Annotated in this window: 22 protein-coding genes and 1 tRNA gene; 21 read left to right on the forward strand and 2 right to left on the reverse strand. The window is 60.6% G+C overall.

Annotated elements, in window-relative coordinates; genetic code table 11:
- From LIO64_RS04230 to LIO64_RS04270, 9 genes are all read left to right on the forward strand, one after another.
- Nucleotides 1–2,327, forward strand: a 2,327-nt coding sequence (locus LIO64_RS04230; protein WP_290548202.1) for a DUF2339 domain-containing protein, incomplete at its 5' end; no start/stop codon positions are given.
- A 79-nt stretch (nt 2,328–2,406) separates the two neighbouring features.
- Nucleotides 2,407–3,336 carry a metal ABC transporter substrate-binding protein gene (locus LIO64_RS04235; RefSeq protein ID WP_290548203.1) on the forward strand — a complete coding sequence of 310 codons (930 nt, stop codon included), beginning with the start codon at nt 2,407–2,409 and terminating at the stop codon, nt 3,334–3,336.
- Complete coding sequence (locus LIO64_RS04240; protein ID WP_290548204.1) at nt 3,333–3,767, forward strand: hypothetical protein; 435 nt, start codon at nt 3,333–3,335, stop codon at nt 3,765–3,767. The genes LIO64_RS04235 and LIO64_RS04240 overlap by 4 nt, the downstream gene beginning before the upstream one ends.
- Nucleotides 3,758–4,564 carry a metal ABC transporter ATP-binding protein gene (locus LIO64_RS04245; protein WP_290548205.1) on the forward strand — a complete coding sequence of 269 codons (807 nt, stop codon included), beginning with the start codon at nt 3,758–3,760 and terminating at the stop codon, nt 4,562–4,564. Before LIO64_RS04240 ends, LIO64_RS04245 begins: the two co-directional genes overlap by 10 nt.
- The gene (locus tag LIO64_RS04250) at nt 4,561–5,424 is read left to right on the forward strand and encodes a metal ABC transporter permease (protein WP_290548206.1); all 864 of its coding nucleotides are present in this window, start codon (nt 4,561–4,563) and stop codon (nt 5,422–5,424) included. The genes LIO64_RS04245 and LIO64_RS04250 overlap by 4 nt, the downstream gene beginning before the upstream one ends.
- Nucleotides 5,425–5,536: 112 nt before the next feature.
- Nucleotides 5,537–6,028: a UvrB/UvrC motif-containing protein gene (locus tag LIO64_RS04255; RefSeq protein WP_290548207.1), complete on the forward strand. Its 492-nt coding sequence runs from the start codon at nt 5,537–5,539 to the stop codon at nt 6,026–6,028.
- 5 nt (nt 6,029–6,033) lie between these two features.
- Entirely contained in the window at nt 6,034–7,089 is a 1,056-nt protein-coding gene (locus tag LIO64_RS04260) for a protein arginine kinase (protein WP_290548208.1), read from the forward strand.
- A gap of 28 nt (nt 7,090–7,117) precedes the next feature.
- Nucleotides 7,118–9,700 carry an ATP-dependent Clp protease ATP-binding subunit gene (locus LIO64_RS04265; protein WP_290548209.1) on the forward strand — a complete coding sequence of 861 codons (2,583 nt, stop codon included), beginning with the start codon at nt 7,118–7,120 and terminating at the stop codon, nt 9,698–9,700.
- Nucleotides 9,701–9,842: 142 nt separating this feature from the next.
- Nucleotides 9,843–12,368, forward strand: a complete 2,526-nt coding sequence (locus tag LIO64_RS04270; RefSeq protein ID WP_290548210.1) for an alpha-N-acetylglucosaminidase — start codon at nt 9,843–9,845, stop codon at nt 12,366–12,368.
- 57 nt (nt 12,369–12,425) lie between these two features.
- Here LIO64_RS04270 and LIO64_RS04275 read toward each other — a convergent pair whose 3' ends face one another.
- Both LIO64_RS04275 and LIO64_RS04280 read right to left on the reverse strand, forming a co-directional pair.
- Nucleotides 12,426–12,794, reverse strand: a complete 369-nt coding sequence (locus LIO64_RS04275) for a rhodanese-like domain-containing protein (protein WP_290548211.1) — start codon at nt 12,792–12,794, stop codon at nt 12,426–12,428.
- 200 nt (nt 12,795–12,994) lie between these two features.
- Nucleotides 12,995–13,873, reverse strand: coding sequence for a fumarylacetoacetate hydrolase family protein (locus tag LIO64_RS04280; protein ID WP_290548212.1), 879 nt, complete (start codon nt 13,871–13,873; stop codon nt 12,995–12,997).
- 167 nt (nt 13,874–14,040) lie between these two features.
- On the opposite strand from LIO64_RS04280, the gene LIO64_RS04285 reads away from it, so the two are divergent.
- The 12 genes from LIO64_RS04285 to LIO64_RS04340 all read left to right on the forward strand — a co-directional run bounded on the left by LIO64_RS04285 (nt 14,041) and on the right by LIO64_RS04340 (nt 25,404).
- The gene (locus LIO64_RS04285) at nt 14,041–15,597 is read left to right on the forward strand and encodes a 2-isopropylmalate synthase (RefSeq protein WP_290548213.1); all 1,557 of its coding nucleotides are present in this window, start codon (nt 14,041–14,043) and stop codon (nt 15,595–15,597) included.
- Between the two features lie 131 nt (nt 15,598–15,728).
- Nucleotides 15,729–16,643, forward strand: coding sequence for a hypothetical protein (locus LIO64_RS04290; protein WP_290548214.1), 915 nt, complete (start codon nt 15,729–15,731; stop codon nt 16,641–16,643).
- Between the two features lie 117 nt (nt 16,644–16,760).
- Entirely contained in the window at nt 16,761–17,216 is a 456-nt protein-coding gene (locus LIO64_RS04295; RefSeq protein WP_290548215.1) for a GatB/YqeY domain-containing protein, read from the forward strand.
- Nucleotides 17,213–17,908 carry a 2-C-methyl-D-erythritol 4-phosphate cytidylyltransferase gene (gene ispD / locus LIO64_RS04300; protein WP_290548216.1) on the forward strand — a complete coding sequence of 232 codons (696 nt, stop codon included), beginning with the start codon at nt 17,213–17,215 and terminating at the stop codon, nt 17,906–17,908. The genes LIO64_RS04295 and ispD overlap by 4 nt, the downstream gene beginning before the upstream one ends.
- Nucleotides 17,905–18,759, forward strand: coding sequence for an NAD-dependent epimerase/dehydratase family protein (locus LIO64_RS04305; protein ID WP_290548217.1), 855 nt, complete (start codon nt 17,905–17,907; stop codon nt 18,757–18,759). The genes ispD and LIO64_RS04305 overlap by 4 nt, the downstream gene beginning before the upstream one ends.
- Nucleotides 18,760–18,927: 168 nt before the next feature.
- Nucleotides 18,928–21,228, forward strand: coding sequence for a glycosyltransferase family 39 protein (locus LIO64_RS04310; protein ID WP_290548223.1), 2,301 nt, complete (start codon nt 18,928–18,930; stop codon nt 21,226–21,228).
- Nucleotides 21,229–21,356: 128 nt separating this feature from the next.
- Nucleotides 21,357–22,322 carry a tryptophan--tRNA ligase gene (gene trpS, locus LIO64_RS04315; protein ID WP_290548218.1) on the forward strand — a complete coding sequence of 322 codons (966 nt, stop codon included), beginning with the start codon at nt 21,357–21,359 and terminating at the stop codon, nt 22,320–22,322.
- An 82-nt stretch (nt 22,323–22,404) separates the two neighbouring features.
- The gene (locus tag LIO64_RS04320; RefSeq protein ID WP_290548219.1) at nt 22,405–22,875 is read left to right on the forward strand and encodes a universal stress protein; all 471 of its coding nucleotides are present in this window, start codon (nt 22,405–22,407) and stop codon (nt 22,873–22,875) included.
- 33 nt (nt 22,876–22,908) lie between these two features.
- Complete coding sequence (locus tag LIO64_RS04325; RefSeq protein ID WP_290548220.1) at nt 22,909–23,712, forward strand: TIGR00282 family metallophosphoesterase; 804 nt, start codon at nt 22,909–22,911, stop codon at nt 23,710–23,712.
- A 195-nt stretch (nt 23,713–23,907) separates the two neighbouring features.
- On the forward strand, nt 23,908–24,702 hold the full coding sequence (locus tag LIO64_RS04330) for a tRNA threonylcarbamoyladenosine dehydratase (RefSeq protein WP_290548221.1): 795 nt from the start codon (nt 23,908–23,910) through the stop codon (nt 24,700–24,702).
- Nucleotides 24,699–25,214 (forward strand): hypothetical protein, encoded by a 516-nt coding sequence (locus LIO64_RS04335; RefSeq protein ID WP_290548222.1) that lies wholly within the window; start codon nt 24,699–24,701, stop codon nt 25,212–25,214. The genes LIO64_RS04330 and LIO64_RS04335 overlap by 4 nt, the downstream gene beginning before the upstream one ends.
- A 104-nt stretch (nt 25,215–25,318) precedes the next feature.
- Nucleotides 25,319–25,404, forward strand: a tRNA-Leu gene (locus LIO64_RS04340).
- The last annotated feature ends 226 nt before the right edge of the window (nt 25,405–25,630 follow it).

The following is a 25,630-nucleotide window of genomic DNA, read 5'->3' on the forward strand; positions in this document are numbered from 1 at the left end:
CCGCCAGGAACGCCAGCCCCGCCCCATCGCTCCCCGCCTCTTTCTCCTGGGAATACTTCATCGGCGCCAAACTGCTCTCCTGGATAGGAGGATTCGTCCTGTTCCTGGGAACGGGCTTCTTCGTCAAGTACAGCATTGACAATGATCTGATCTCTCCGGAATGGAGGGTGGCGCTCACGTATCTGGCCGCGGCCGCCCTGCTGGGAACAGGGCTGTCACGTCTGAAGAAAAAATACCCCATTCTTTCCGGAACGCTGACGGCTACGGGCATCCTGGTCCTGTACCTGGCTACCTGCGCCGGCCGCATGTTTTATGCACTGCCTTTTTTCACGACGCCCATAGCCACCTTCCTGCTGGCGGCCACCACAGCCGCCGCTTTCATCCTGGCGGTACGCCTGCGGTTCCGGGTGATTGTCTTCCTGGGCATCATCGGCGGCTTTCTTACGCCGGCCATCCTGTCCACCGGCCAGGACCAGACAGCCTCCCTGTTCCTGTACATCACCATCCTCAATGCCGGACTGCTCGCCGTGGTGGCCGCTACCAAATGGACGGGGGCCGGAGGCGCCGGACTGGCGGCCTACACCATCCTGCTGATGGACTGGTTTGACGATTACAGCGGCTCCTCCCATATTCCCGCCGTAGCCATCCTCTCCCTCTTCACCCTGCTGCTGTACGGAGGCTACGGCCTGTACGCCGGCACGCGGGAATCCGGCCCCGACAGGAAGGGAGCCCCCTTCCTGCTGGCTTTCTGCGCCATAGCGGTAACCTGCCTGGCGGCCTTCCGCCTGCAGGCGGAGTGCAATTTCCAAGGCCCTTCCGGTTCCTTCCAGCTGATCCTTCTGCTGACGGGCATGCTCCCCATGATCGCCCTGCTTCCGCTGGCCCGCGCCAAAAGCACGTACTGGTCCTGCTTTCTGCCCATGGGGCTTTTCACGGTTTTCTATTTCTACCAGTCTTGCCCGGAAGGGGCCTCCCCTTCCGCCCTCTGGCTCTCCGCCCAGCTTCAGGGCCTTTTCTGCCTGTTCATGATTCCCGCGTCCTATGCGGTGCTGTCCGCACGCACGCCGTCCGGAGGGGCCTACCTGGCGGAGCTTCAGCCGGGCGTCAGGATTTCTTGCTTCGCTACGGCGGCGCTTGCGTGGCTGCTGGTCATGCACCCGACCACGCCTTCCCCTTTTTACGTTTTCCTGACGGCGGCCACGTTCTGCGGAATGGCTGCATGGCACTGCAGGGGGCAGGCCCTGGTGGTTGCGGCGGCCGGGTACACGCTGGCGGCTTCCTGCCAGGAAATCCATCCCGTCAGCTCCGTGGTCATTTTCCTGGCGATCTTCCTTCTGCCTCTACGGCTGGTCCGGCGCTTCCGCAACGGCTTGCTGGCCTGGAGCGCCTCCGCCCTGGCAGCCCCCCTCTTTTTCCTTTCCTGGTGGCTCTTCTGGACGAAACATCATCCGGAAGCCGCCCATTTCTGGGATTCCGCCTTGGCCCTTCTCTGTGCAATCCCCCCGTTCCTGGCGGCCCTGCATCTGCAGAGGCTTCCTGCTGAAACGCTTTTGAAGCGCTCCGCCATCCTCGGCTTTTACTATGGAGCCGCCATCGGCATGCTGACGCTGGCCATCGGCCTCCAGTGGACCGGCGCTCCCCTGACCGTAGCCTGGTCCCTGGAAGGGCTGGCCCTTCTGCTGCTGTGCGGCAAATTTCCCCTGCCCAGGCTGGTCTGGACGGGATTTTCCCTGCTGACCTTCCTGTTTGTCCGCAACGGGCTGGCAGAGACCATTACCCTGCTGGACCCGTCCCAGATGCCGGCCCTGCGCACGATATTCGCCACCATGGTTTTCTGCTGCATGGCCGGAGCCTGGTGGCTGCAGAAAAAGGTAGTGCCCCGGATGACGGAAAAAGAAGCCTCCCGCATCCGCGGCCTCATCCCTACCCTGACCATCTTTGGTTCCATTCTGCTCTTCATCTGGATGAATACGGAAATATCCTGCGGCTTTGCCGAGCCGGGGGACAGCCCGCTGATGATCCACCTCGGGAGCAGCGTGGCGCAGGACCTCACCATTTCCATCGCCTGGAGCCTCTTTGCCCTGGGTCTGATCGCCACGGGGTTTGACATCAGGTCCTTCAGGGTGCGCATGGCGGGCCTCGCCCTGCTGGGCATCACGCTGGTGAAAGCCGTCTGCTATGACATTTCCAGACTTGGGCAGCTGTACCGCGTGAGCGCCCTGGTGGGGCTGGCCGCCATCGTGCTTGTTTCCTCCTTCCTGTACCAGAAATTCAACATGAAGCTGAGAAACAAAAAGAGAGCCCAGGGCGAGGACTCAAAAAGTTAGCGTCATCTTACTTTGGAAGACAAATTTGACCATTGCATCACCTGCCGCGCTGTCGATAATGCGGAACATGCTCCGCCGCATGTTGATTCCTTTTCTGTGTCTTCTGGGCCTGTTCTGCACTCTTCAGGCCCAGGACGCCCCCGCCCTGAAGATAGCGGCCCTTCATCCCATTCTGGGAGACATGGCCCGCGCCGTCGGCGGCAGCCATGTGCAGGTGACGGACCTGCTGCGGCCCAACGGCAACCTGCACAGTTTTGAACCCGCTCCGCAAGACATCGCCGCCGCAGGGCAGGCGCGCCTGGTACTGGCCTCCGGCAAAAATCTGGAACCGTACCTTCCCAAGTTAAAGGACGCGCTGGGCGGCAGGGCTCAGATTCTGGACCTGGGGGCCTCCATTCCGGACGTTCCGGTAGCGGCGGATACTGCAGACCACGCGGACCATGACCACGGGCACGGGGATAACTGCTGCGCCCACGGCCCCAACGATCCCCACTGGTGGCATACCCCGGCCAACATGAAACGCGCTGCCCGGACCCTGGCCGCCGCGCTCTCCCGGATGGACCCGGCCCATGAACAGGACTACAAGGAAGGCCTGACCCGGTGGAACAGGAACATGGACCAGCTTTCCGCCTGGGCCAGGAAAGAGCTGGCGGACATTCCGGAGGCGGACCGCATCCTGGTGACCGGCCATGCGGCCATGAACCATTTCTGCCGGGAATTCGGCTTCCGCAGCATCAGCATCCAGGGAGTGAGCCGTGAAGATGAAGGCAACTCCGCCCAGCTGGCCTCTACGCTGAAGAAGCTGCGGGCAGCGGGCGTGAAGGCTCTGTTCCCGGAATATTCCTCCAACCCCAAAAGCCTGACGGAGATCGCCAAATCCCTGAACATCCCCGTCGCCAGACCGATCAATACCGACGGGCTGGCTCCGGACGGGCACACCTTTGAGACCATGTTCAAGCAAAATGTCGGCATCATCAAGGAAGCCCTTTCCCCGTCACCCAGGCCATGACCAGCTCCCCCCTGCGACAATTCTTCCCCGCCCTGGCGGCCGTCATCCTGCTGGGGTTCTTCCTGTACAACATGACGACCGGCACCCCGGCGGCGCAGGAAACGCCCCGCTCCGTTCCGGCGGCGCAGGCCGCGGACGTTCCCACGGTCATCACGGTCAGGTGCGCCCACCGTCCGGAATCCATCTCCATCTCCCGCAGCGGCCGCACCCTCTGGCAATCCGGAACACCCGGCCTGCATGAAGAAGTGGAATGCGGCCTTCCCCTGGAAAACGGTTCCGTCACGCTCACCGTTTCCGCCCGGTGGCCGGAAGGCACGCCGGACACGCCCGTGACGCTGGAACTGGAACCGGAGGGCAGGCAGGCCGCCTCCGCCACCCGGTGGTCCTTCGGCCCCTCCCTGAATGACAGCTACTCCTTCTCATGGAAATAAACAGTCCAGCCCTCTGCTGCACCCAGGACCACATCTGCTGGGGAGCCCATGCCAGCCATCCGGACCGTCACCGGCTGGAAGTGCTGAACCTCAGCGTGTATTACGGCAGCCTCCTTGCCTTGAACGGCATCAGTTTTTCCATCACCTGCGGGCACACGCTGGCGCTGATGGGCCCCAACGGAGCTGGAAAATCCACGCTGATCAAGGCCCTGGCCGGCCTGATCCGGCCTGATTCCGGCAAAATTCTGTGGAACGGCAGCCCCTTGCACGATACGCCGGGGGAAATCGCCTACCTGCCCCAGCGCTCCGACGTGGACTGGTCCTTCCCCATCACCGTCCGCGCCCTGGTGGAAATGGGCCGCTACCCGGCTCTGGGCCTCTGGAAGAAATTCGGGCGGCATGACCGGGACATCGTGGAAAAATCCCTGCATGTGCTGGGCATGGAATCCCTGGCGGACCGCCAGATTTCAGAACTCTCCGGCGGCCAGCAGCAGCGGGCCTTCCTGGCGCGGGCGCTGGCTCAGGAAGCCCACGTCCTCCTGCTGGACGAACCTTTCACGGGGCTGGACGCCCCGGCCTGCCAGTCCCTCGGGCGGCTGCTGGACTCCCTGGCGGCGGAAGGGCGCCTGGTGATCGCCTCCCATCACGACCTGAATACGGCGGCGGACATCTTTGACACCATCCTGCTGATGAACCGCGAACTGGTCGCCTTCGGCCCTCCCGGGGAGGCGCTCACCCCCCGGAGGATCCAGGAAACATACGGAATGGAACCCCAGCCGGAACCCCAACTTTCATGATGGACGACTTCCTCCAATTCCTCCGCGAACCCATCGCGCAGCGGTCCCTGCTGGCATGCGTCATGATCGGCTTTGCCAACGGCTTCGTCAGCGGACTGGTTATTCTGAAAAAATCAGCCCTACAGATCGGCACGCTCTCCTGCGCCTTGCTGCCGGGCATTGCGGTGGCGGTGCTCCTCTTCGGCCTCACCCGCTGGAGCCTGCTGACGGGAGCCGTGGTGGCCGCGCTGCTGGTGGGCCTGGGCTCCCTCTTCGTCTCCCGCACGTCACGGCTGAATCAGGATACGGCCCTGTCCATCCTGCACACCACGGCATTTGCCGCAGGCTTCATCGTCCTGGTTCGGCTGGGCCTCCAGCAGAAGATTGACGACTGGCTGTTCGGCTCCATCATGAGCCTGTCGAACTCCGACCTGTGGATCGCGTTTGCCATCAGCTCCGTCAGCGTCCTGATCCTGCTGCTTTTCCGCCGCCCCATCCTGATCTATCTGTTTGACCCGGACATCGCCACCACCCTGGGCATTCCCTCCCGCCTCATCAGCTACGGCATCTTCACCCTCATCATCCTGGTGCTCGTCTCCTCCCTGCAGGCCGTGGGGGCCTTCCTGACGCTGGGTCTGCTCGTCGGCCCGGCCGCCACGGTGTACATGCTCACCAACAAGCCCGCCCACCTCTTCTGGGGCGGTGGAATCATCGGCGGCCTGGGCTCCCTGCTCGCCTTCTACCTGTCCTTCCCGCTGGGCTGGCACCTGGGCGCAACCATTATTCTGGTGCTGGGCAGCATCTTCTGCGCAGCCTATTTGTACTCATCACGGTGCGGCCTTCTAAAACAACGCAGAAAGAATTCTTCCTCACTACAATAACAAGGCCCTTTTTCATGACAATCCATGACACGCAGACTACTAGTCCGCCGTGGGGTGCGCCATTATAATGCGGGTTGTGAAAAAATGTGAGATATGCTCTGCACCGGCAACGGTGTTCCTGACACAGATCATCAACGGGAAATCCACCAAATTCTGCCTCTGCGCCAAATGCGCCCAGGAGCGGGGCCTGCTGGACCCGGACGCCTTTGATCTGGCAGAGAAACTGTTCCCGAACCTTCAGGGCCAATTCGGCAAGGAGGGAACGGCGGATAACCCCGCGCCCATTCCGGCGCTCCAGTCCCTACCCCTCACAAGCTGCCCGATCTGCTCCTTCACCCTCCAGGACTACAAGAATGTGGGGCGCCTGGGATGCAGTGAATGCTACAACGTCTTTGAAGAAGAGATCCTTCCTCTCCTCGCCCAGATCCAGCCTGATTCCCACCACCACGGGAAAACGCCCGAAAGGGCGGAAAAGCGCGAAACGAAAACCCATACCATCAGCGATCTGGAACAACAACTTTCCCTGGCAGTGGCAAGAGAAGATTATGAACAAGCGGCCAAGCTCCGCGATCAAATCAAGCAATTGCGCACGCCGACCAATTAACGTACATGCTCTTTGACGACTTACTCAACAACCCCGCCAAATGGATGGTGGAATCACGGGATGAACACGACATCGTTCTCACCTCCCGCATCCGCCTGGCACGCAACCTGACCGCCACTCCCTTTCCGGGCTGGGCCACGCGCCAGCAGCGGGAAGAGACGCTGAAACTCACTTCCGGAGAAGCCCGCCAGATCCCCGTCATGAAGGGGGGCTACTATGCGGAACTCTCCGAGCTCACCCAGCAGCAGAAGCAGCTGCTGGTGGAACGCCACCTCATTTCACGGGAACTGGCCGCGCGCGCGGAAGGGTGCGCCGTACTCATCTCCCGCAGCCAGAACGCCAGCATCCTCTTCAATGAGGAGGACCACCTGCGCCTGCAGTACATCCTGCCCGGCATCCAGCTCAAAAAGGCGTGGAGCTCCATCTCCAAGATAGATTCCGAACTGGAATCCAGGCTCCCGTACGCCTACAACACGCGGCTGGGCTACCTCACCGCCTGCCCCACCAACCTGGGCACGGGCATGAGGGCCTCCGTCATGATGCACCTGCCGGGCCTCGTCATCTCGGAACAGATGCAGCAGGTCGTCCAGGCGGCCGTGCAGCTCAACATCACCGTCCGCGGCCTGTACGGGGAAGGAACGGAAGCCACCGGCAACCTGTTCCAGATCTCCAACCAGACGACGCTGGGAGACAGCGAGGACCAGATCGTGGAACGCATGACCCGCTTCACCTCAGACCTGGCCCATCAGGAATGGAACGCGCGCAGGCGGCTTCTCCAGGCCTCCTCCCTGCAGGTGAAGGACCGCGTTTCCCGCGCCTACGGCCTCCTGACCAATGCCACCCTGCTCTCCACGCAGGAAGCGCTGGCGCTGCTCTCCTTCCTCCGGATGGGAGCCTCTCTGGACATCTTTTCCCACCAGGCATTAAAAAACGTCAATAAAACCATACTGAACATCCAGCCGGCCCACCTGGCCCGGCTGTCCACCACGGAACAAACAACCCAGGAACACAGGGACCAGATCCGTGCGGACATCATCCGGAAGGAACTTTCCGGCAATTAATGCAACATTAAATACTTCTTCACAAAACATGAACAACTTTACGCCCAGGGCGCAACAAGTGCTGGCGCATGCGCGCCGGGAAGCGGACCGCTTCAATCATCATTACATAGGAACCGAACACCTGCTCCTTGGACTGCTCAAGCTGGGCAAGGGGGTAGCCGTCACCATCCTGGAAAACCTGGGGGTGGAGCTTACCGCCGTGCGCAGGCAGGTGGAGGAACAAATAGGCCGGGGCACGGAGCCCCAGGCAGAGGGCAACATCCCCTACACCCCCAGGGTGCGCAAAGTCCTGGCGATGGCCAACCGGGAAGCCCAGGAACTCAACCATACGTATGTGGGCACGGAGCACCTGCTTCTGGGCCTCATCCGGGACGGCGACGGCGTGGCCGGCCAGATCCTGCGCCACTTCGGCGTGGACCTGGAACAGGCGCGGCGCGAGCTGCTGGACGTGCTGACGCCCAAGTACCAGATGGATGCGGATGAAGACAACATCATCCCGGACGACGATGACGACGAGGAGGAAAACGAATCCCCCGCCATCCCGACGGATGAACCTTCCGCCCCCTCCTACTCCAGGCAGCAGAAAACCAAGACGCCCGCCCTCCAGGCCTTCGGGCGGGACATGACCCAGCTGGCCCGCGACGGCAAGCTGGACCCCGTCATCGGCCGCTCCTCGGAAATCGAACGCGTCATCCAGATCCTCTGCCGCAGGAATAAAAACAACCCTGTCCTGCTCGGTGAAGCCGGGGTGGGCAAGACTGCCATCGTGGAAGGGCTGGCCCAGGAAATAGCCCAGGGCCACGTCCCGGAACTCCTGCGCAGCAAGAGGGTCATCTCCCTGGACCTGGCGCTGATGGTGGCCGGTACCAAGTACCGCGGCCAGTTTGAAGAACGGCTCAAGGCCGTGATGGATGAAATACGCCGTGAAGGCAACGTCATCCTCTTCATTGACGAGCTGCACACCATCGTGGGCGCGGGTTCCGCGGAAGGCTCCATGGACGCCTCCAACATCATCAAGCCCGCCCTCTCCCGCGGGGAGCTCCAGGCCATAGGCGCCACCACGCTCAATGAGTACAGAAAGCACATTGAGAAGGACGCCGCCCTGGAACGCCGCTTCCAGCAGGTGCAGGTGGGGGAACCCTCCGTGGAGGATACCATCCAGATCCTGGCCGGCATCCAGCCCAAGTACGAGGAACACCACAAGGTGCATTACACGCAGGAGGCCATTGAAGCCGCCGCCAAGCTCTCCCACCGCTACCTGACGGGCCGGTTCCTGCCGGACAAGGCCATCGACATCCTGGATGAAGCGGGAGCGCGCAAGCGCGTTTCCCAGATGACCCGCCCGGACCACATCAGCGAAATGGAACTCCGCATTCAGGAAATCAAGGAACGCAAGGACAAGGCCGTGGAAGGCCAGATCTTTGAGGAAGCCGCCCGCCTCCGCGATGAGGAAAAACAGGCCAAGGCGGAACTCCAGAGCATGCTGGACACCTGGCGCACCTCTTACGAAACCAACTACGTCCCCGTGACGGATGAAGACGTGATGAGCGTGCTTTCCAAATGGACCGGCATCCCGCTGGCCCGGATGGAGGAAAAGGAAACCACCAAGCTCCTGCGCATGGAGGAAGAACTGAAAAGCAAGGTCATCGGCCAGGACGAGGCGGCCTCCGCCATCGCCCGCGCCCTGCGGCGCAGCCGCGCGGACATCAAGGACCCGCGCCGCCCGATCGGCTCCTTCCTCTTCCTGGGACCCACCGGCGTGGGCAAGACCTACCTGGCCCGCAACCTGGCGGAAATCATGTTTGGCACTGCGGACGCCCTGATCCAGGTGGACATGAGCGAGTACATGGAAAAACATACCACGTCCCGCCTCATCGGCTCGCCTCCCGGCTACGTAGGCCATGACGAAGGCGGCCAGCTCACGGAAGCCGTCCGGCGCAGGCCCTACTCCGTCATCCTCTTTGACGAAGTGGAAAAGGCCCACCCGGACGTCATGAACCTGCTTCTCCAGATTCTGGAAGAAGGCAGCGTAACGGACTCCCTGGGACGCAAGATCAACTTCCGCAACACCATCATCATCCTGACCTCCAACGTGGGGGCGGCCTCCGCCAAGCGGCAGAGCGCCATGGGCTTCGGCGCCATGTCTGCCGACCATGCGGACTACGCCGCCATGAAGGAAAAGATTCTGGAAGCGGCGCGCAAGCAATTCCGCCCGGAATTCCTGAACCGCTTTGATGACATCTCCGTCTTCCGCATGCTGGAACGGGATGACCTGGAACGCATCGTGCAGCTGGAAGCGGACAAGCTCATCTCCCGCCTCAAGACCAAGAACGTCACCCTGGCCCTGAGCCCGGAAGCCCTGGGCCTGATCATCAAAAACGGCTACGATCCCCAGTACGGCGCGCGCCCGATGCGCCGCGCCATCGAACGGCTGCTGGAAGACCCGCTGGCGGAAGCCCTGCTGAGGGGCGACGTGAAACCCGGCGACAAGATTGAAGCCGTGGAAACGGACGGAACGGAAACGCTCACCTTCCTGCACGTCAAGGACAAGGCGGCTCCGAAAGCCAAAACGCCCCGGAAAAGGACGCCCCGGAAGCCGAAGGCGGAATAACCGCACGGACAACGCTTGAACAGGAACCCTCCGCATGGATTCATGCGGAGGGTTTTTCTTATCCCGGACTCCCTTTCCCTGGTGAAAGGTTGCCCTGGAAACACCGTACTTCTTGGATATGCCGGCTTCCCTTCTTAACATCTTGGTCATCTTCCTGCAGGCATGCCTCTTCATTCCGGCGGCCTGTGCCGTGGAAAAGGGGGAACTGGACGCCGCCCGGGAAGTCATCACCCGGACTGTTCCGGAGCTGGAGAACCCTCCCGGAATCTTGAAACTGGAAGCCCTCCCCCGCCAGAATGGTCACGACGTCTTTGAAACGGAATCCTCCGGCGGAATACTCACCATCCGGGGAAGCAGCGGGGTGGCCCTCTGCCGCGGATTCTATGACTATCTGAAAACCAACAATCTGGGCATGGTCGGCTGGGAAAACAAAAGCATCCGCTGGCCGGAACGCCTTCCGGATACCGCCCGGCGCCGGGTCGTTTCCCCCGTACGGCACCACTACTATCTCAACGCAGTGACTTACGGATACACGACGCCCTACTGGACATGGAACCGCTGGGAGCGGGAAATAGACTGGATGGCCCTGCACGGCATCAATCTTCCCCTGGCGCTCGCGGCAACGGAAGCGATAGGTTCCAGGGTGTGGCGGCAGCTGGGGCTTACCCGGCAGGAGATCAACGAATTTTACGTTGGTCCGGCGCACCTGCCCTGGCAAAGGATGGGCAACATCGTCAATCATGACGGAGCACTTTCCGACGCATGGCACAAGGACCAGGTAGCCCTCCAGCACAAAATCCTAAACCGGATGAAATCCCTGGGCATGCAGCCCGTCTGCCCGGCCTTCGCGGGATTCGTCCCCGCGGGGCTGAAAAGGATTTATCCGGACGCCAAGCTCCTGAAACTGGGCTGGGGCGGCTGGCCGGAGAAAAACGCGGCCCATCTTCTTTCGCCGTCTGATCCCCTCTTCCATGCCATAGGTTCCATGTACATGAAGGAATGGCAGAAGGAATTCGGAAAAAACACCTACCACCTGGCGGACTCCTTCAATGAAATGGAACTGCCGGTTTCCGCAGGAAATACCGCGGCCAGGAATGAAATGCTGGGCAGGCTGGGGGAACAGGTCTACCACTCCCTTTCCTCCGTCAACCCGGACGCCGTCTGGGTCATGCAGGGCTGGATGTTCGGTTACCAGAGGAACATCTGGAACGCGGATTCCCTGCAAGCCCTGCTGAGCAGGGTGCCGGACGACAAAATGCTTCTGCTGGACCTGGCGGCCGACTACAACAAGCATTTCTGGCACAACGGCATGAACTGGGAAGTCTTCAAGGGATTCTTCAACAAGCCATGGGTCTACAGCGTAGTGCCCAACATGGGAGGCAAAAGCGGCATGACGGGGCCGCTGGAATTCTACGCCAATGGCCATCTGGAAGCGCTGAATTCCCCGCTTCGCGGGCGGCTGGAAGGCATGGGAATGGCTCCGGAAGGCGTGGAAAACAATGACGTGCTCTACGAGCTCATCACGGATGCCGGATGGAGGGGAACGCGGACGGATCTCGCGGAATGGCTGGACCATTATTGCACGGCCCGTTATGGAGCGTGCCCTCCCTCCATGAAACAGGCCTGGGACTTGTTCCGGCGCACCGCTTATTCAGGGCTCCGGGACCATCCGCGCTTCAACTGGCAGCTGCGCCCGGGCGCAAGAAACTGCACCATGGATACCAGTGAGGATTTCCTGAAAGGCCTCTCCCTCTTTATCCATACTCCGGGGCTGGAACAATCCCCCTTCTTCCGGCAGGATGTCATTGAAATGACCGTGCATTACCTGGGTATCCGCATGTTCCAGGCGTCCAGGGCAGCGCTGGAAGCGCTGGACGAACAGGACGATGCCCGGGCCGCTCAATGCATGAACTGTTTCCGGAAACTGGCCCTGGCTTCCGACTCCCTGCTGGAAGCGCACCCCACCTGGCAGCTGGAACGCTGGATCGCATTTGCTCGGCAGCATGGCTCTACGGAAGCAGAAAAGGACAGGTATGAAGAAAACGCACGGCGCCTGGTCACCGTATGGGGACCGCCCGTGGACGACTATTCCGCAAGACTGTGGAGCGGCCTGATCCGGGACTACTACCTGCCGCGCTGGGAACACTTCATGAACTGCCGCATGCAGGGAAAAGCGCCGGACATGGCCTCATGGGAGGAAAACTGGGTGTGTTCCCGCGGAGTCAGCCGGGCAACCGTGCCGCAGGACATTGTCCGGGCGTGCCGGGAAGCCGTACGCCAGGCGGCCCCCCTGCCGCCGGCTCTGGCGGCATCCCGCCCGGGCATCGTAATCGGAAACTGGACGCCTGAAGACATGGCCCCCGGCTGGAAGGAGCTCTCCTGGCCCGTTTCCGCGGAAGACCTGCACCGTCTGCACGGCGTCCGCTTCATCTACACTTCCGGGAAGCATGCGCTGGACATCAAGCGGGTTGAAGTCATTGGAGACGGAAAGGTACTGGCCGCAGACGCCCATGCAGGCCGCACCGGGGTTCCTTCGTCCCGTGCCGTCTACCGCCTTTCCGTTCCTGACGGGAGCCGGGCCAATAACGGCTGCATCATCCGCGCCATGGTCAAATCTGCAGACGGGCTGGACTCCCGCGGAAAAGTGGAACTCATCCTGCGGAACTGACAAGCTCAAACAGGGGATCGCCTTCCCTACTCCCGGCACAAACAAGGCGGCAGAGGGCTAGCTTTCAAACCGGTGCAGGTTTTCCACATGGGAATATCCCATTTTCCGGAGGGTTTCCATAGCCTTGTCCGCCCTCTTGCCCGTACGGCAATACAATAAAATCACGGCATTCTTGTTCGGAAGCAGCTGAGGGGCCAGCTGCTCCACCTCGTCCACCGGAAGATTCAAGGCTCCTTCCTTATGCCCCGCATGGTACTCCTCCGGCGTGCGGACGTCCACCAGCAGGACTTCACGCGCAGTGTCGCCCTCCGGAGACACCACCATGGCGGGGGAGGAAGGAACACGTTCCGTGTTCCTTCCCTTCAACCAGACGAAGAGGGCGGTCAGCCCGGTCACCATCACCACATACAGCACCACGTTTTTCACGCGTCCACTTCACTAAACCGCGGCAGAGGAATCAAGAGAAAACAATGCCTTCCTTCCGGATGCCGCCGGTGTTCCATGCCCCGCCTCTCCGGCCGGACCGTCCTCCGGAACAACAATCCTCCCGCAACGGAAGAAAAAACGCAGGGCAGGCGCGGGAAAGCCCTTCCCTCCCCGCCTCACCCCCGGAAGGTCTGCCCCTTCTATCCCTCATCATCAATCACCACAGCCTGGGAGGCGTAGCCGAAAGCGGGGCTTCCCCACTCTACGACATCCCCGGGTTTTAAATAACCAGGAGGCTTCATTCCCATCCCCACGCCCCCGGGCGTGCCAGTGGAAACCACGTCCCCCGGCCACAGGGTCATAAAACGGGAAATGTAGGAAATCAGGCGCGGAACAGGCCAGATCAGGCCGTCCGTACTGCCCTGCTGGCGCACCTCCCCATTCACCTTCAATTCCAGCGGAATGCCGGATCCGTCCCCCAGTTCCTCCGCGGAAATGAAAGTCGGTCCCACCGGGGCGAAACTGTCATAGCTTTTCCCCTTGGTCCACTGGCCGCCATGTTCCAGCTGGTTGGCCCGCTCCGAATAATCGCACATCAGGGTATAGCCGCTGATGGCCAGAGCAGCCTCCTCCGGAGAAGCGTTCTTGAGCACATCCTTGATCACCACGGCCAGCTCAATCTCATAATCCAGCTTGTCGCAGCCGGGCGGATACAGAACGACGTCACTGCATGAAGTAATGGCGGAAGGAGACTTCAGGAAAATGGCCGGTTCCTGCACGGGATCTCCGTCAAACTCCTTCGCATGGTCCGCATAGCTCTTCCCCAGGCACACCAGCTTGGACGGAGAGCACGGGAGGGCGGTATCAATCATCCAGTCAGGGTCCACGGCCTTGGCGGCGGGATTGTCCAGAAACGCCGCGATGCGCTTCATTTCCTCCCCGCCGGAATCCGTTTCCCCGCAAATGCAGGCGTCCACCTCCGCAAGCACGGCATCCGCCACCAGGTACTCCCGGCGGCTTTCACTCCACAGAGCCATGATGCGCTCCGCCTCGTCATTCAGGTAAAATCTGATTTTCACCCTTTCACCCTACAGATTTTTCCTTGTTGCGCAAAGAACGGGTCCGTCATTTTTTGCCCGGAGCGTCTTTCATCCCTTCGCGGGGGGCGCTCCGGAGGCATGCAGCGCGTAGGGCTTGCGTTGCCGGGACAAAACATTATCATAGGGGCACTTAATATCATCAACCCATGTCCGACCAAATCTACTTTTTTGACACTACCCTGCGCGATGGAGAACAATGCCCCGGAGCATCCATGAACCTACGCGAAAAGCTGGAAGTGGCGCGTCAAATGGAACGGCTGGGCATGGATGTGATCGAGGCCGGCTTCCCCTGCATTTCCGACGGCGACTTTGAAGCCGTGCACACCATCGCCAGGGAAATCAAAAAATGCCGCATCGCCGGGCTGGCCCGCTGCGTGAAAGCGGACATTGAAGCGGCTGCCAGGGCGCTGGAACCCGCCGGGGACCGCGCACGCATTCACATCTTTCTGGCAACCAGCAAACTGCACATGCAGTTCAAGCTGAAAAAGGCGGAAACGGAAATCCTGCGCATGGCCGCGGAAGGAGTCTCCTATGCCAAGCAATTCGTGCAGGACGTAGAATTCTCCCCGGAAGACGCCTCCCGCACGGACCTGGACTTTCTGACCAAGGTGGTGGAAACCGTCATTGACGCCGGAGCCACCACCGTCAACATTCCGGACACCGTGGGCTATACCACGCCGGACGAATTTTACCGCATCATCCGCCACCTGAAGGAAAACGTGCCGAACATTGACAAGGCCGTCATCTCCGTGCACTGCCACAATGACCTCGGCCTGGCCGTAGCCAACTCCCTGGCCGCCGTGCGCGCCGGAGCCCGCCAGGTGGAAGGCACCATCAACGGCATCGGCGAACGCGCCGGGAACGTGGCCCTGGAGGAAGTCATCATGGCCCTGCGCACCCGCGCCGGGCAATTCGGAGACTTGAGGGACAACATCAACACGCGTGAAATCGTCCGCACCTCCCGCATCGTGGCCCGCATGAGCGGCATGCAGGTGCAGCGGTCCAAGGCCATCGTGGGGGAAAACGCCTTCGCCCACTCCTCAGGCATCCACCAGCACGGCATCCTCAACTGCCGGGAAACCTATGAAGTCATGGACCCGCAGGCAGTGGGATGGGGGGCCACGGAGCTCCCGCTCACCAAGCATTCCGGCCGAGCCGCCGTAAAGGCCAGGCTGGAACAGCTGGGCCATGTGCTGACGGAAGAGGAAGTCAACACCGTGTTTGAACGCTTCAAGAAAGTGGGCGACTCCAAAAAATTCGTTTATGACGATGACCTCTCCGCCATTGTGGATGACTCCCTGCACGCCTCCTCCGGCCTGTGGGAGCTGGATTTCCTGCAATTCGTGGCGGGCAGCCATGCCCGGCCCACGGCCACGGTGGGGCTGCTCAAGGAAGGCAAAAAGTTTGAAGACAGCTCCACAGGCAATGGAGCGGTGGACGCCGTCATCAAGGCCATTGAACGCATCACCAAGCGCAAGGGCGCGCTGAAAGGCTACAGCGTCAACGCCGCATCCGAAGGAAAGGACGCTCTGGGGGAAGTCACGGTGCACGTGGACTTCGGCCAGCCCAAGCCCATCGTGGGCAAGGGAGCCTCCACGGACGTCATTGAAGCCTCCGCACGCGCCTACCTGAACGCGGTCAACCGCTCCATCCGCATGGAAAACATGCCCCGGCCCAACAATCTGGACGCAGGCGTCATCTGACCTCTGCCGCCCCGCCGCGCTTGCGTGAGCGGGGCAGCTCCCCTGCACGGCGAACGCGGGCCAGCTTCTATGGCTTGATTTTCCCCTGCTCCCGTGCCATAAGTTGACGGCCCTTTACACTGTACAACCCCATGAAAGCGACATTCCTCCTTCTTTGCCTGGCGTGCAGCGCGCTGGCGGCTCCCCCCGTGAAAAAACAGCCGGCGGCAGCCAAGCCGCTGCCTCCTCTGGAAAAAGCAACCATCACTATTGACGGCCACCCGGAAAGCGTGGCTGCGGATGAGGAAGGCAACATCTACTTCACCTGCATCGGCGCCAAGCTCACGCCTACCGAAAAGGACAAGGACGGCTACCTGGGCGTTATTCCGCACGGCTCCACGGAGCCAAAAAAAATCACGGACGTAGATACGCTGGACGCCCCCAAGGGGCTTCTGTACCAGGACGGCTTCCTGTACTGCACGGACGTGGACATGGTTTACAAGATAGACGCCAAGACCGGCACCATTGAGGGCTATGTGGACCTGTCCCCCTCCCGCATGAAATTCCTCAATGACCTGGCGTTCATCAACGGCAGGCTCATGGTCTCCTCCACGGATACCAACCAGATTTTCTACGTGGATACGAACACCAGCTCCTACGGGGAACTGGTCACCAAGCAGCCCATCTACAAGCCGAACGGCCTGGCCTGGGATCCGGAAAGAAAAGTCATCTACCTCTGCGAATACGCTACGGACGAGAAAGGCAAGCCGAGCGGACGCCTGCTCTCCATCAACCCCATTTCCCGTGAAGTCACGGAACTCTCCAAGGAACGGGGGCAATACGACGGCCTGGTTTACCGTGACAACGCCCTTTATTACAGCGACTGGTCCAAGGACAAAAAACCGGAAGCCATCCGCAAGCTGGACTTGAAAACAGGGCGCTCCGTACCGGTCGCCACTGGTCCCGTGGAAGGAACGGCGGACTTTATCCTGTATGATTCCATGATCGTGGCTCCCGGCATGACGGAAAAGAAAATCCACATCATGCCCATCGGCGGGAAAAAATAACCCCGTCCGTTCCGTTTTTCGCCCCTCTCCAGGGCCGCCGGCGGCAGTTCCCCGCTGGCGGCCTTTTTCAATTTACGGCTTGAAGTGCACGGAGGGATACGCTTAGGTAATGGGGATATGAGCAAGATTTCAGACCAGATCATGGAAGGGATGAAAACCGCCATGAGAGCAAAGGACTCCGTTACCCTCAACACCCTGCGCGCCCTCAAAACGGCCCTGACGAACGCAGCCATTGCCAAGGGAGGGCTGGGCACCCAGCTGGAAGAAGGGGAAGAACTGGCCGTGGTCCGCAAGCAAATCAAGCAACGTGAAGACTCTGCGGAACAGTTCCGGTCCGCCGGACGTCCGGAACTGGCCGACAAGGAAGAAGCGGAACTCGACGTCCTCAAGCAGTTCATGCCTGCGGAACTTACCGCGGAAGAAGCGGCGGCCATTCTGGAAACCGTCATGAAAGAAACGGGGGCCTCCACTAAAAAGGACATGGGACAGGTCATGAAACTCATGCAGGAACGCACTGCCGGCAGAGTGAACGGCAAGGAGCTGGCCCGGATGGTATCAGCCAGATTATCATGAAATGCTGCGCCGCCATCATTGTAGCGGCCGGGTCTTCCCGGCGCGCCGGATTTGACAAGCTGCTGGCCCCCCTGCACGGCGTCAAGGTGCTGGAACGCAGCATCCGGGCCTTTGCCAACTGCCGGGAGATCACGGAAATCGTGGTGGTCTGCCCGGAAGAGCGCTTCCGCGCCATTGACGCCGGGGATCTGGAAACGGAAGTGCCCATCACCCGCGTGGACGGGGGGAAGGAACGCCATGAATCCGTGCAGAACGGCATGGCGGCCCTGCTTTACACGCCTGAACTCGTAGCCGTGCACGACGGAGCGCGCCCCCTGATTACGGTGGAGCAAATCTCCCGCTGCATCCAGACGGCCAGGGAATGCGGAGCCGCCGCTTCCGCACACCCCGTAACGGATACCTTGAAACGGGCGGACGAAGAACGCTTTACGCTGCCCGAACAGGTGGACAGGAACGGCCTGTGGTGCATGGAAACCCCCCAGGTCTTCCAGTACCCGCTGCTGCTGGACGCGTATGTGGAAGTCACCGAACGGAACATTCAGGTAACGGATGAAGTGACCGCCCTCCAGCTCATCGGCACCCCCACGCGCCTGGTGCACAACCATGACCCCAATCCCAAGATCACCTGGCCGGAAGACATCTCCCACGCTGAAATGCTGCTGAAACTCCAGCACCTCCGCAATGACTCATGACCAGCCTCCTGTGTACAGAACCCCGCACCGTACTCATCCTTGGAACGGGCTACCTGGGAAAAGCCCTGGCGGAAAGCCTGCGGAAAGGCGGCCACACGGCCCTTACGGCGGACATGGACAAGCAGCAGGCCATTTATGAGGCGGACATCACGGACGGAGCTTCCATGCACAGACTGGCCGCCCGCATCCCCTCCCCCCATATGATCATCATGTGCGCCAGCACGCGGGGGGGAGGAGAGGAAGCCTACCGCAGCCTTTACATCCACGGAACGCAAAACACACTGGAAGCCTTTCCCGGAAAACCGGTCATCCTTTGTTCCAGCACCTCCGTTTACGGAATCACGGACGGACGCTGGATTACGGAGGAACACAACGTCCATCCCTGCCCCGGAAAGAGAGGCCTCCTCATTCAGGCGGAACAGGCAGTTCTCTCCGCAGGAGGAACCGTCGTCCGTCTGGGTGCCCTTTACGGACCGGGCCGCTGCCAGCTCGTCTCACAATACTGCACCAAAGGCGTGGCCCTTCCCGGAGACATGGACAGATGGATCAATTACATCCACCGGGATGACGCTGTGGCCGCCCTGCACCTGCTCTGCACGCTGCGCGAACCTCCCTGCGGCATCTACAACCTGACGGACCGCACCCCCATGCAGCTGGGAGAAATCTACACTTACCTGTCCGGCCTGCTGGGCATGCCCGCCCCAAGGCCCGAACCGCTCCCGGCGGAAGCGCGCCGCGGCTTTTCCAGCCAAAGAATTTCCTGTTCCCGCCTCCTGGCCCTGGGCTGGGAACCGCTCTACCCAAGTTTTGCGGACGGCGTGCACAACGTGCTGGAAGCGCTGGAAGAATAAGCTCCCGCCATCCCTCATTTTCCTGCATGGGACGAATCTTTCCGGACGGCCGTCAACAAGAAGGAACAAACTATATACGGACCTTCAAAATGTATTGAAGGAAAATTGATTCCACTGTACCACCCCTCCGCATCCTCTTATCCTCTTCTCCAAGCCGTCCTGATCTTGATGACTGCCCTTCTCTCCCTGAAAGACAATTACTACGTGCGCCGTCTGGCGCCTTTCCTGATTGTCTACCTTGCCTATGAATTGATTGAAGTAGCCGTCCTGTCCTTTCTGCAGCAAACGGGAATGGATTGGAGCGCAGCGGCCGCCCTTCAGCTTCTGGGCAACCTGCTGATGGAAACCTGCTCCTCCTTCCTCTATCTTATCCTCCCCTACCTTCTCTACCTGGCGGCCCTACCGAGGGCATTCCACGGCAGCAGGACGGATCACCTTCTCACCACGGTCTTTTTCGCGCTCTTCTGCCTCCTGAACTGCTGTGAAGAAATGGCGGAAATTCTGAGCCGGGACCACTTCTCCTTTTACTCCCGGCAATTCCTGCAATCCCCTAAGGACACCTGGAACCACATGGCGGCGTCCATTCCCGTTCTTCCCGTACTGCTGGGCGTTCTGGCGGTTTCCGCAGGAACCACGGCCCTCTTCCTGAAAAAACTGGTGCCTCCGCTGGCGGCCCCCTCCGCCCCGGCCCGAGCAGCCGCTCCCGTCCTGGCATGTGCCCTGGCCTTCGTCCTCTCCTGGGGAAGCAGCGGTGCCCTGCCGGCCTGCACGGCTGAATATGATGAAATAGGCAGGGACGGCCTTTTCTCCTTCTTTGGGGACCTGTTTGCCGTCACCACGCTCCCCCACCTGCCGTCCATCATTGGCCCTCCCGTACTCGCCATGGGCGGGATCATCCTCCTTATCCTGTTGGCGGAATACTTCCCCGGCCGATTGATGCCCCCCGCCTGCCGCCCGTCTGCCCTGGCGCACAGCATTGGCAGGCGCATGAAAAAAGCGCTCCGCCTCCGTTCCGACTTTACCTTCTGGCTTCTTCTATTCCTGGCGGCGGTGCTTCTTCTCCGTCTCATCAGCATGGGGGCCTACCCCCTGATGGACACAACAGAAGCCCGCTATGCGGAAATGTCCCGTAAAATGCTGGAAACAGGCCACTGGCTTGTTCCCCAGTTTGACTACGGCATCCCGTTCTGGGGCAAGCCTCCCCTCTCCTTCTGGGCAAGCGCCGTCACCATGAAACTGGGAGGAATCAATGAATGGAGCGCGCGTCTGGCTCCGTTCCTGGCCTCCCTCTCCATGGGCCTCCTCTTCTTCGCGTGGCCGTTCCGCTCCCAATCCAGGCAAAAGGCGGCGGCATGCTTCCTTGTCCTTGCCGCGTCAGGCATAGGCTTTGTCGCCTCCGGGGCCGTCATGACGGATGAATTCCTGGCGCTCGGCATCATGCTCTCCATGGTCTCCTTCTGGAAAGCGGTCTCCGGTCCCTCTGTGCGGATAGGGTGGAAATACCTCTTCTTTGCAGGATTGGCCGTGGGGCTGATGAGCAAGGGCCCCCTCGCCCTCATCCTGGCGGGCTTCCCCATCGCTCTCTGGACCCTGTGGAACAGGGAATGGAAAAACGTCTGGCACAGAATCCCCTGGATACGGGGAACCCTGCTGATGCTGGCGCTGAGCCTTCCGTGGTACCTCCTGGCAGAACGGGAAACGCCCGGCTTCCTCCGCTACTTCATCGTGGGAGAACACTTCCAGCGGTTCATGGTCAAAGGCTGGCAGGGAGACCTGTACGGTTCCGGACACGCCTCCCCGTTGGGAACCATCTGGCTCTACGGGCTGACCATGTTCCTGCCGTGGACCTTTCTCCTTCCCTTCCTGAGGTTGAAAAAACCTTCCGTGGCCTCCGGAGAATCCGTCTTCCCGGGGGAAAGCTCCTTCCTGTGGCTCTGGGCGCTCAGCCCCCTGCTCTTCTTCACGCTGGCCCGCAACATCCTGCCGGCCTACGTGCTGCCCGGCATACCGGCCTGGTGCATCCTGACCGTGCGGGGGCTCTGGCAATGGGACAAACTCCATCCGGGAATCAAAAACCTCATCTTCCTCCCTGCATCCACCTTTGCCGTCATGGCTATCTTCCTGCTGGGAAACGGATTCAGCCAACTCGAATACCGCTGCCAGAAGCAGCTGCTCCAGTCCTGGGACGGGAACTCCCCCCTGTATTGCTGGGACGCCGTCCGGGCGCCCTACTCCGCCCAATTCTATTCATCCGGAAAAGTCCGGCGCCTGCCACCGGGAACGCTGCCACCGGAAAACGGAAAAACCTATCTGGCGATCAAGCGGGCGGACTACAACCGGAACCGCTCCCAACTGGCGGGATGGAAATGGGAAGCGGAAGAACGGCTCTGGCTGCTGCTCTCCTCCCCCTCCGGTCCAGGCAACGTAAAAACCGGAGAACGCGCCCAGCCGCCGGACTCTGGAAATTGAAGGAGGAACGGCACGCCCATGGGAACGGCGCATGCCGGAACATGCTCCCCCGCCCGGCCAGCCACGGCATTCCTTGACTCTCCCCTTTCTTGACTTGCCGGGCATGAACAGGCACAATCCTGCGCGCAATGCGTATCATCACAGGACTTCAACCCAGCGGCCAGCTGCACGTCGGCAACTACTTCGGTGCCATGGAACCGGCCGTCCGCATGCAGGAACGCGGAGAATCCTACTACTTTCTGGCGGACTACCACGCCATGAGCACCGTCCATGACGCGGACACCCTGCGGGAAAACTGCAAAAACCTGGCGACGGACTTTCTGGCGGTGGGCCTGGACCCTGAAAAATGCGTCTTTTTCCGCCAGTCCGCCGTTCCGGAAGTCAATGAACTGGCCTGGATACTCGGCACCGTCTGCCCGGTAGGGCTGCTGGAACGCTGCCACTCCTACAAGGACAAGATCGCCAAGGGCTTCTCCCCCAGCAACGCCCTCTTCACCTACCCCGTGCTGATGGCGGCTGACATCCTGATGTATGACTCCGACCTCGTCCCCGTAGGCAAGGACCAGAAGCAGCATCTGGAAGTGACCCGGGACCTGGCGGGCAAAATGAACGAACAATTCGGCGAAGGCACCTGCAAGCTCCCGGATGCGCTCATTGCGGAAAGCACGGCCATCGTGCCGGGGCTGGACGGGCAGAAAATGAGCAAAAGCTACAACAACACGCTCCCCATCTTCGGCGAGGAAAAAGCCGTCCGCAAGCTCATCATGAGAATTCCCACGGACTCCACCCCCGTGGAAGACCCCAAGCCCATGGAAGGCTCCATCATCCTGCAGCTCTACAAACTCTTTGCCTCCGCGGAAGGGTACGAAGACATGGTCCGCGACTTCCGGAACGGGGGCTGCGGCTATGGCGACTTCAAAAAACGCCTCTTTGACGCCTACTGGGAATACTTCCGTCCCGCGCGCGAACGCAGGGCGGAACTGGAAGCCAACCAGGACTATGTGAACCGGACGCTGGAAGACGGCGCCCGCAAGGCAAGGGAAACGGCCTCCGTGGTGCTGGACCGGGTGCGCCGGGCCGTGGGCCTGGTCTGACAAGGATGGAAATGCCGGGGAAGACGGAACAAAACACGTTTTTTAGTGGCATGGAAAAACACGGGATGTTATACACGAGTATATGAAGAATATTCTGGTAGCCATTGATTTCTCCAACGCCACGGACGCCGTCGTCCAGCAGATCGGCAAACTGGCGTGCCCCAATGACAGCATCATCCATCTGCTCCACATTGTGGAACCCAGCATTTGCTATGAAGTCTCCGGCGTGCTGCCGGATGAAGTGCCCGTCCCCGTCATGGACCAGACGGAAGAAAACGAAGTCATTTCCATTGCCAAAAACCATCTGAAGAAAACGGCGGAAAAACTCTCCCGGCTGACGGACGCCACCATTGTCCAGGCCGTGGAAGACGAATTTGAAATCAGTGAGGCGGTCATCGGCTATGCGGAAAAACACCACATCGACATGATCGTGGTAGGCAAGCACAACCACGGATTCCTCTCCACCGTCTTCCTGGGCAGCGTGGCCAGCTCCGTCATGCGGAAATCCCCCGTGCCCGTACTGGTGGTTCCCGTCACCAAGGAAGAGCAGTAGGAGCCTGCGACCGCCCAAGCCCCGTCCCATGTCATGATTACCATACTCTTTATAGGCGATGTGGTCGGTGAGCCGGGCCGCACCGCCCTGAAACGCATGCTTCCGGAACTCAAAAAGGAGCACGGGGCGGACTTCGTCATCGTCAACGGTGAAAACGCCGCCGCCGGGCGCGGCATCACGCCCCGTCTGGCGCAGGAACTGCTGCACGCCGGAGTGGATGTCATCACGACGGGGGACCACGTCTGGGACCAGGTGGAACTGGCGCCGTGGCTGAACTCCGAACCGCGCGTACTGCGCCCCGTCAACTACCCCCAGGGGACGCCGGGGCACGGAAGCGTGGTGGTGGAAACGCCCAAGGGGAACATAGCCGTCATGCAGGTGCAGGGCCGCTCCTTCATCCAGCCGCCGCTGGAAAATCCCTTTCTGATTTCGGAAGCGGAAGCCAAAAGGCTGAGGGAGGAGGAAGGCGCGCAGGTCATCTTTGTAGACATACATGCAGAAACCACCAGCGAAAAAATAGCTACCGGCTACAACCTGGACGGCCTGGTCTCCGCCGTTATCGGAACGCATACCCACGTGCAGACAGCGGATGAAACCATTCTGGAACATGGCACGGCCTACCTGACGGACGCCGGCATGTGCGGACCGGCCATCGGCGTTCTCGGGAGGGAAAAGGAACCCATTCTCCAGCGCTTCCGCACCTCCATGCCTTCCAAATTCCCTGTGGCGAACTGGCCCGTGCGCCTCTGCGGCGCCGTCGTGCAGGTGGATGAAACCACCGGCAGGGCGCTCGGCATCACCCGCATCAGCCAGATCGTGGAAAAACCGGCTTCCTGACCATGCCCAACATATTTCCCAGCCTCAGGCCGTTCCTCAGGCCGTTCCTCAGGCCGTTCCTCAGGCCGTTCCTCAGGCCGTTCCTCAGGCCGTTCCTCACGTGCGTTCCTTCCCTGTTAGCGGCTCTTCACCAGGAAGAAACAGACGCGGCAGCTCCCTTCTCCGCCTTAATCCCCGATGCTGATCTGCTGCGCTATGAATGATGAAGCCAGATTCGGAGGAATCGGCCGCCTGTACGGAAGAAGCGGGCTGGACATCCTCAAAAACTCCCGCATGGCCGTCGTCGGCATTGGCGGCGTGGGATCCTGGACGGCGGAAGCGCTGGCGCGTTCCGGCGTCGGCACCATCATTCTGATGGACCTGGACGACCTCTGTATCACTAACACCAACCGGCAGATCCACGCGCTGTCGTCCACGATCGGCCAGTCCAAGACGGAAGCCATGGCCGACCGCCTCCGGGACATCAACCCGGATGCGGAAATCATCCCCCTCAACACCTTCTATACGGCCGCCAACGCGGAAAAACTCCTGGCGGAAAGCCCTGACGTCATCATTGACGCCATTGACTCACTGGTTCCCAAAGCCCATCTCATTGCCTCCTGCTACCGCAGCAGGCAGCCACTCATTACCTGCGGAGGCGCAGGAGGGCGCACGAACCCGGCCAAAATAGAAATAGAGGACCTCTCCCGCACCAAGGGGGACCCCCTTCTCTCCAGCCTGCGCTACAAGCTCAAGAAAGAATATGGCCTCCCGCTGGGGGAAAAAGCCCGCAAACTGAACATCCCCTGCGTCTTCTCCCAGGAAACGCCTGTGTACCCCACCTGCGATGGAGAAACCTCCTGCACGCGCGACCCGGAATTCCAGGGGAAAATGGGCTGCGACGCCGGATTCGGCTCCATCACGCACATCACGGGAACTTTCGGCTTCTTTGCGGCGTCCGCCGCCATCCAAACACTTCTGAACAAGAAAAAAACACCATCACCATCATGAACAAACTCCTGCTTCCCCTGCTGGGGGCCGCCCTTCTTCCCGCATTGACCCAGTGCAACTCCCTGGAAAAAGACATTGCCGGCATCAACGCCCGCAATGCGGAAATCGCCCGCGAACCCCGGGGCAACTACTTCATCGGCCGCCGCTACCATGTTCCGGCAACGCGCTTCTGGGGATACCTGCGCCAGCCGGGCCAGACCTGGAGGACGGCCCAGCTCGTCATTATGGATGAAAGCTCCTGCCGTACGCCGGACCGCCTGCCGGAATACGCCGGCAACCCGCGCTACACCTATGACAACAACTATGAATACAGGGTGTACGGCAAATACACGGGCAAATACGGCTATGAGCCCAACTCCAACCTGAGGCTGCCCATCTTCAAGCCGACGAGGTTTGAAACCATCAACACCAATCCCGGCTGGCTCTTCAAACCCTCGGAAAAATACGACACCAAGGCCGTCACGCTGCGTCCCGCCATCATGCCCGCGGCCACTTCCCTCCCGGTCCGGTAAAAAAGGCCTTTCCCCAAAAAACGGTTGCGAAAGGATAAAAAAGGAGAAAAAGCTTGATCTATTCGTTCCTCTGCGCTAAAAATCCTCCGCCTTAAGGCACCCATGCTCGGGTGGCGGAATCGGTAGACGCGCTAGACTAAGGATCTAGTGTCGATAAGACGTAGGGGTTCGAGTCCCCTCTCGAGCACCATTCAATAACCCTCTTTAAGTGAAACGCTTGGAGAGGGTTTCCTGTTGTTAGGTAGTGAGGCGGCCGGAAATCTTATTTTGGTCCATCGGGGAACCATTAAGGGGACGTCTTGGTAGTCCATGCCAACAATTCTTGTAAGAACGCAACAACCCGGTTGGCCATAAACCATTATTTTGGGTCAACGCCAAAATCGGTGGGAAGAGGTATTTGAGGTAGTTTTTCATCA

It is taken from the genome of Akkermansia sp. (genome assembly GCF_020860705.1).
In the GTDB taxonomy this organism is placed as follows: Bacteria; Verrucomicrobiota; Verrucomicrobiia; order Verrucomicrobiales; family Akkermansiaceae; genus Akkermansia.

Bases quoted from the DNA above. Each gene is read 5' to 3' on its own strand.
- LIO64_RS04235 (WP_290548203.1), top strand. From the start codon at position 2,407: ATGTTGATTCCTTTTCTGTGTCTTCTGGGCCTGTTCTGCACTCTTCAG.
- LIO64_RS04240 (WP_290548204.1), top strand. From the start codon at position 3,333: ATGACCAGCTCCCCCCTGCGACAATTCTTCCCCGCCCTGGCGGCCGTC.
- LIO64_RS04245 (WP_290548205.1), top strand. From the start codon at position 3,758: ATGGAAATAAACAGTCCAGCCCTCTGCTGCACCCAGGACCACATCTGC.
- LIO64_RS04250 (WP_290548206.1), top strand. From the start codon at position 4,561: ATGATGGACGACTTCCTCCAATTCCTCCGCGAACCCATCGCGCAGCGG.
- LIO64_RS04260 (WP_290548208.1), top strand. From the start codon at position 6,034: ATGCTCTTTGACGACTTACTCAACAACCCCGCCAAATGGATGGTGGAA.
- LIO64_RS04265 (WP_290548209.1), top strand. From the start codon at position 7,118: ATGAACAACTTTACGCCCAGGGCGCAACAAGTGCTGGCGCATGCGCGC.
- LIO64_RS04285 (WP_290548213.1), top strand. From the start codon at position 14,041: ATGTCCGACCAAATCTACTTTTTTGACACTACCCTGCGCGATGGAGAA.
- LIO64_RS04290 (WP_290548214.1), top strand. From the start codon at position 15,729: ATGAAAGCGACATTCCTCCTTCTTTGCCTGGCGTGCAGCGCGCTGGCG.
- LIO64_RS04295 (WP_290548215.1), top strand. From the start codon at position 16,761: ATGAGCAAGATTTCAGACCAGATCATGGAAGGGATGAAAACCGCCATG.
- ispD (WP_290548216.1), top strand. From the start codon at position 17,213: ATGAAATGCTGCGCCGCCATCATTGTAGCGGCCGGGTCTTCCCGGCGC.
- LIO64_RS04305 (WP_290548217.1), top strand. From the start codon at position 17,905: ATGACCAGCCTCCTGTGTACAGAACCCCGCACCGTACTCATCCTTGGA.
- LIO64_RS04310 (WP_290548223.1), top strand. From the start codon at position 18,928: ATGACTGCCCTTCTCTCCCTGAAAGACAATTACTACGTGCGCCGTCTG.
- trpS (WP_290548218.1), top strand. From the start codon at position 21,357: ATGCGTATCATCACAGGACTTCAACCCAGCGGCCAGCTGCACGTCGGC.
- LIO64_RS04320 (WP_290548219.1), top strand. From the start codon at position 22,405: ATGAAGAATATTCTGGTAGCCATTGATTTCTCCAACGCCACGGACGCC.
- LIO64_RS04325 (WP_290548220.1), top strand. From the start codon at position 22,909: ATGATTACCATACTCTTTATAGGCGATGTGGTCGGTGAGCCGGGCCGC.
- LIO64_RS04330 (WP_290548221.1), top strand. From the start codon at position 23,908: ATGAATGATGAAGCCAGATTCGGAGGAATCGGCCGCCTGTACGGAAGA.
- LIO64_RS04335 (WP_290548222.1), top strand. From the start codon at position 24,699: ATGAACAAACTCCTGCTTCCCCTGCTGGGGGCCGCCCTTCTTCCCGCA.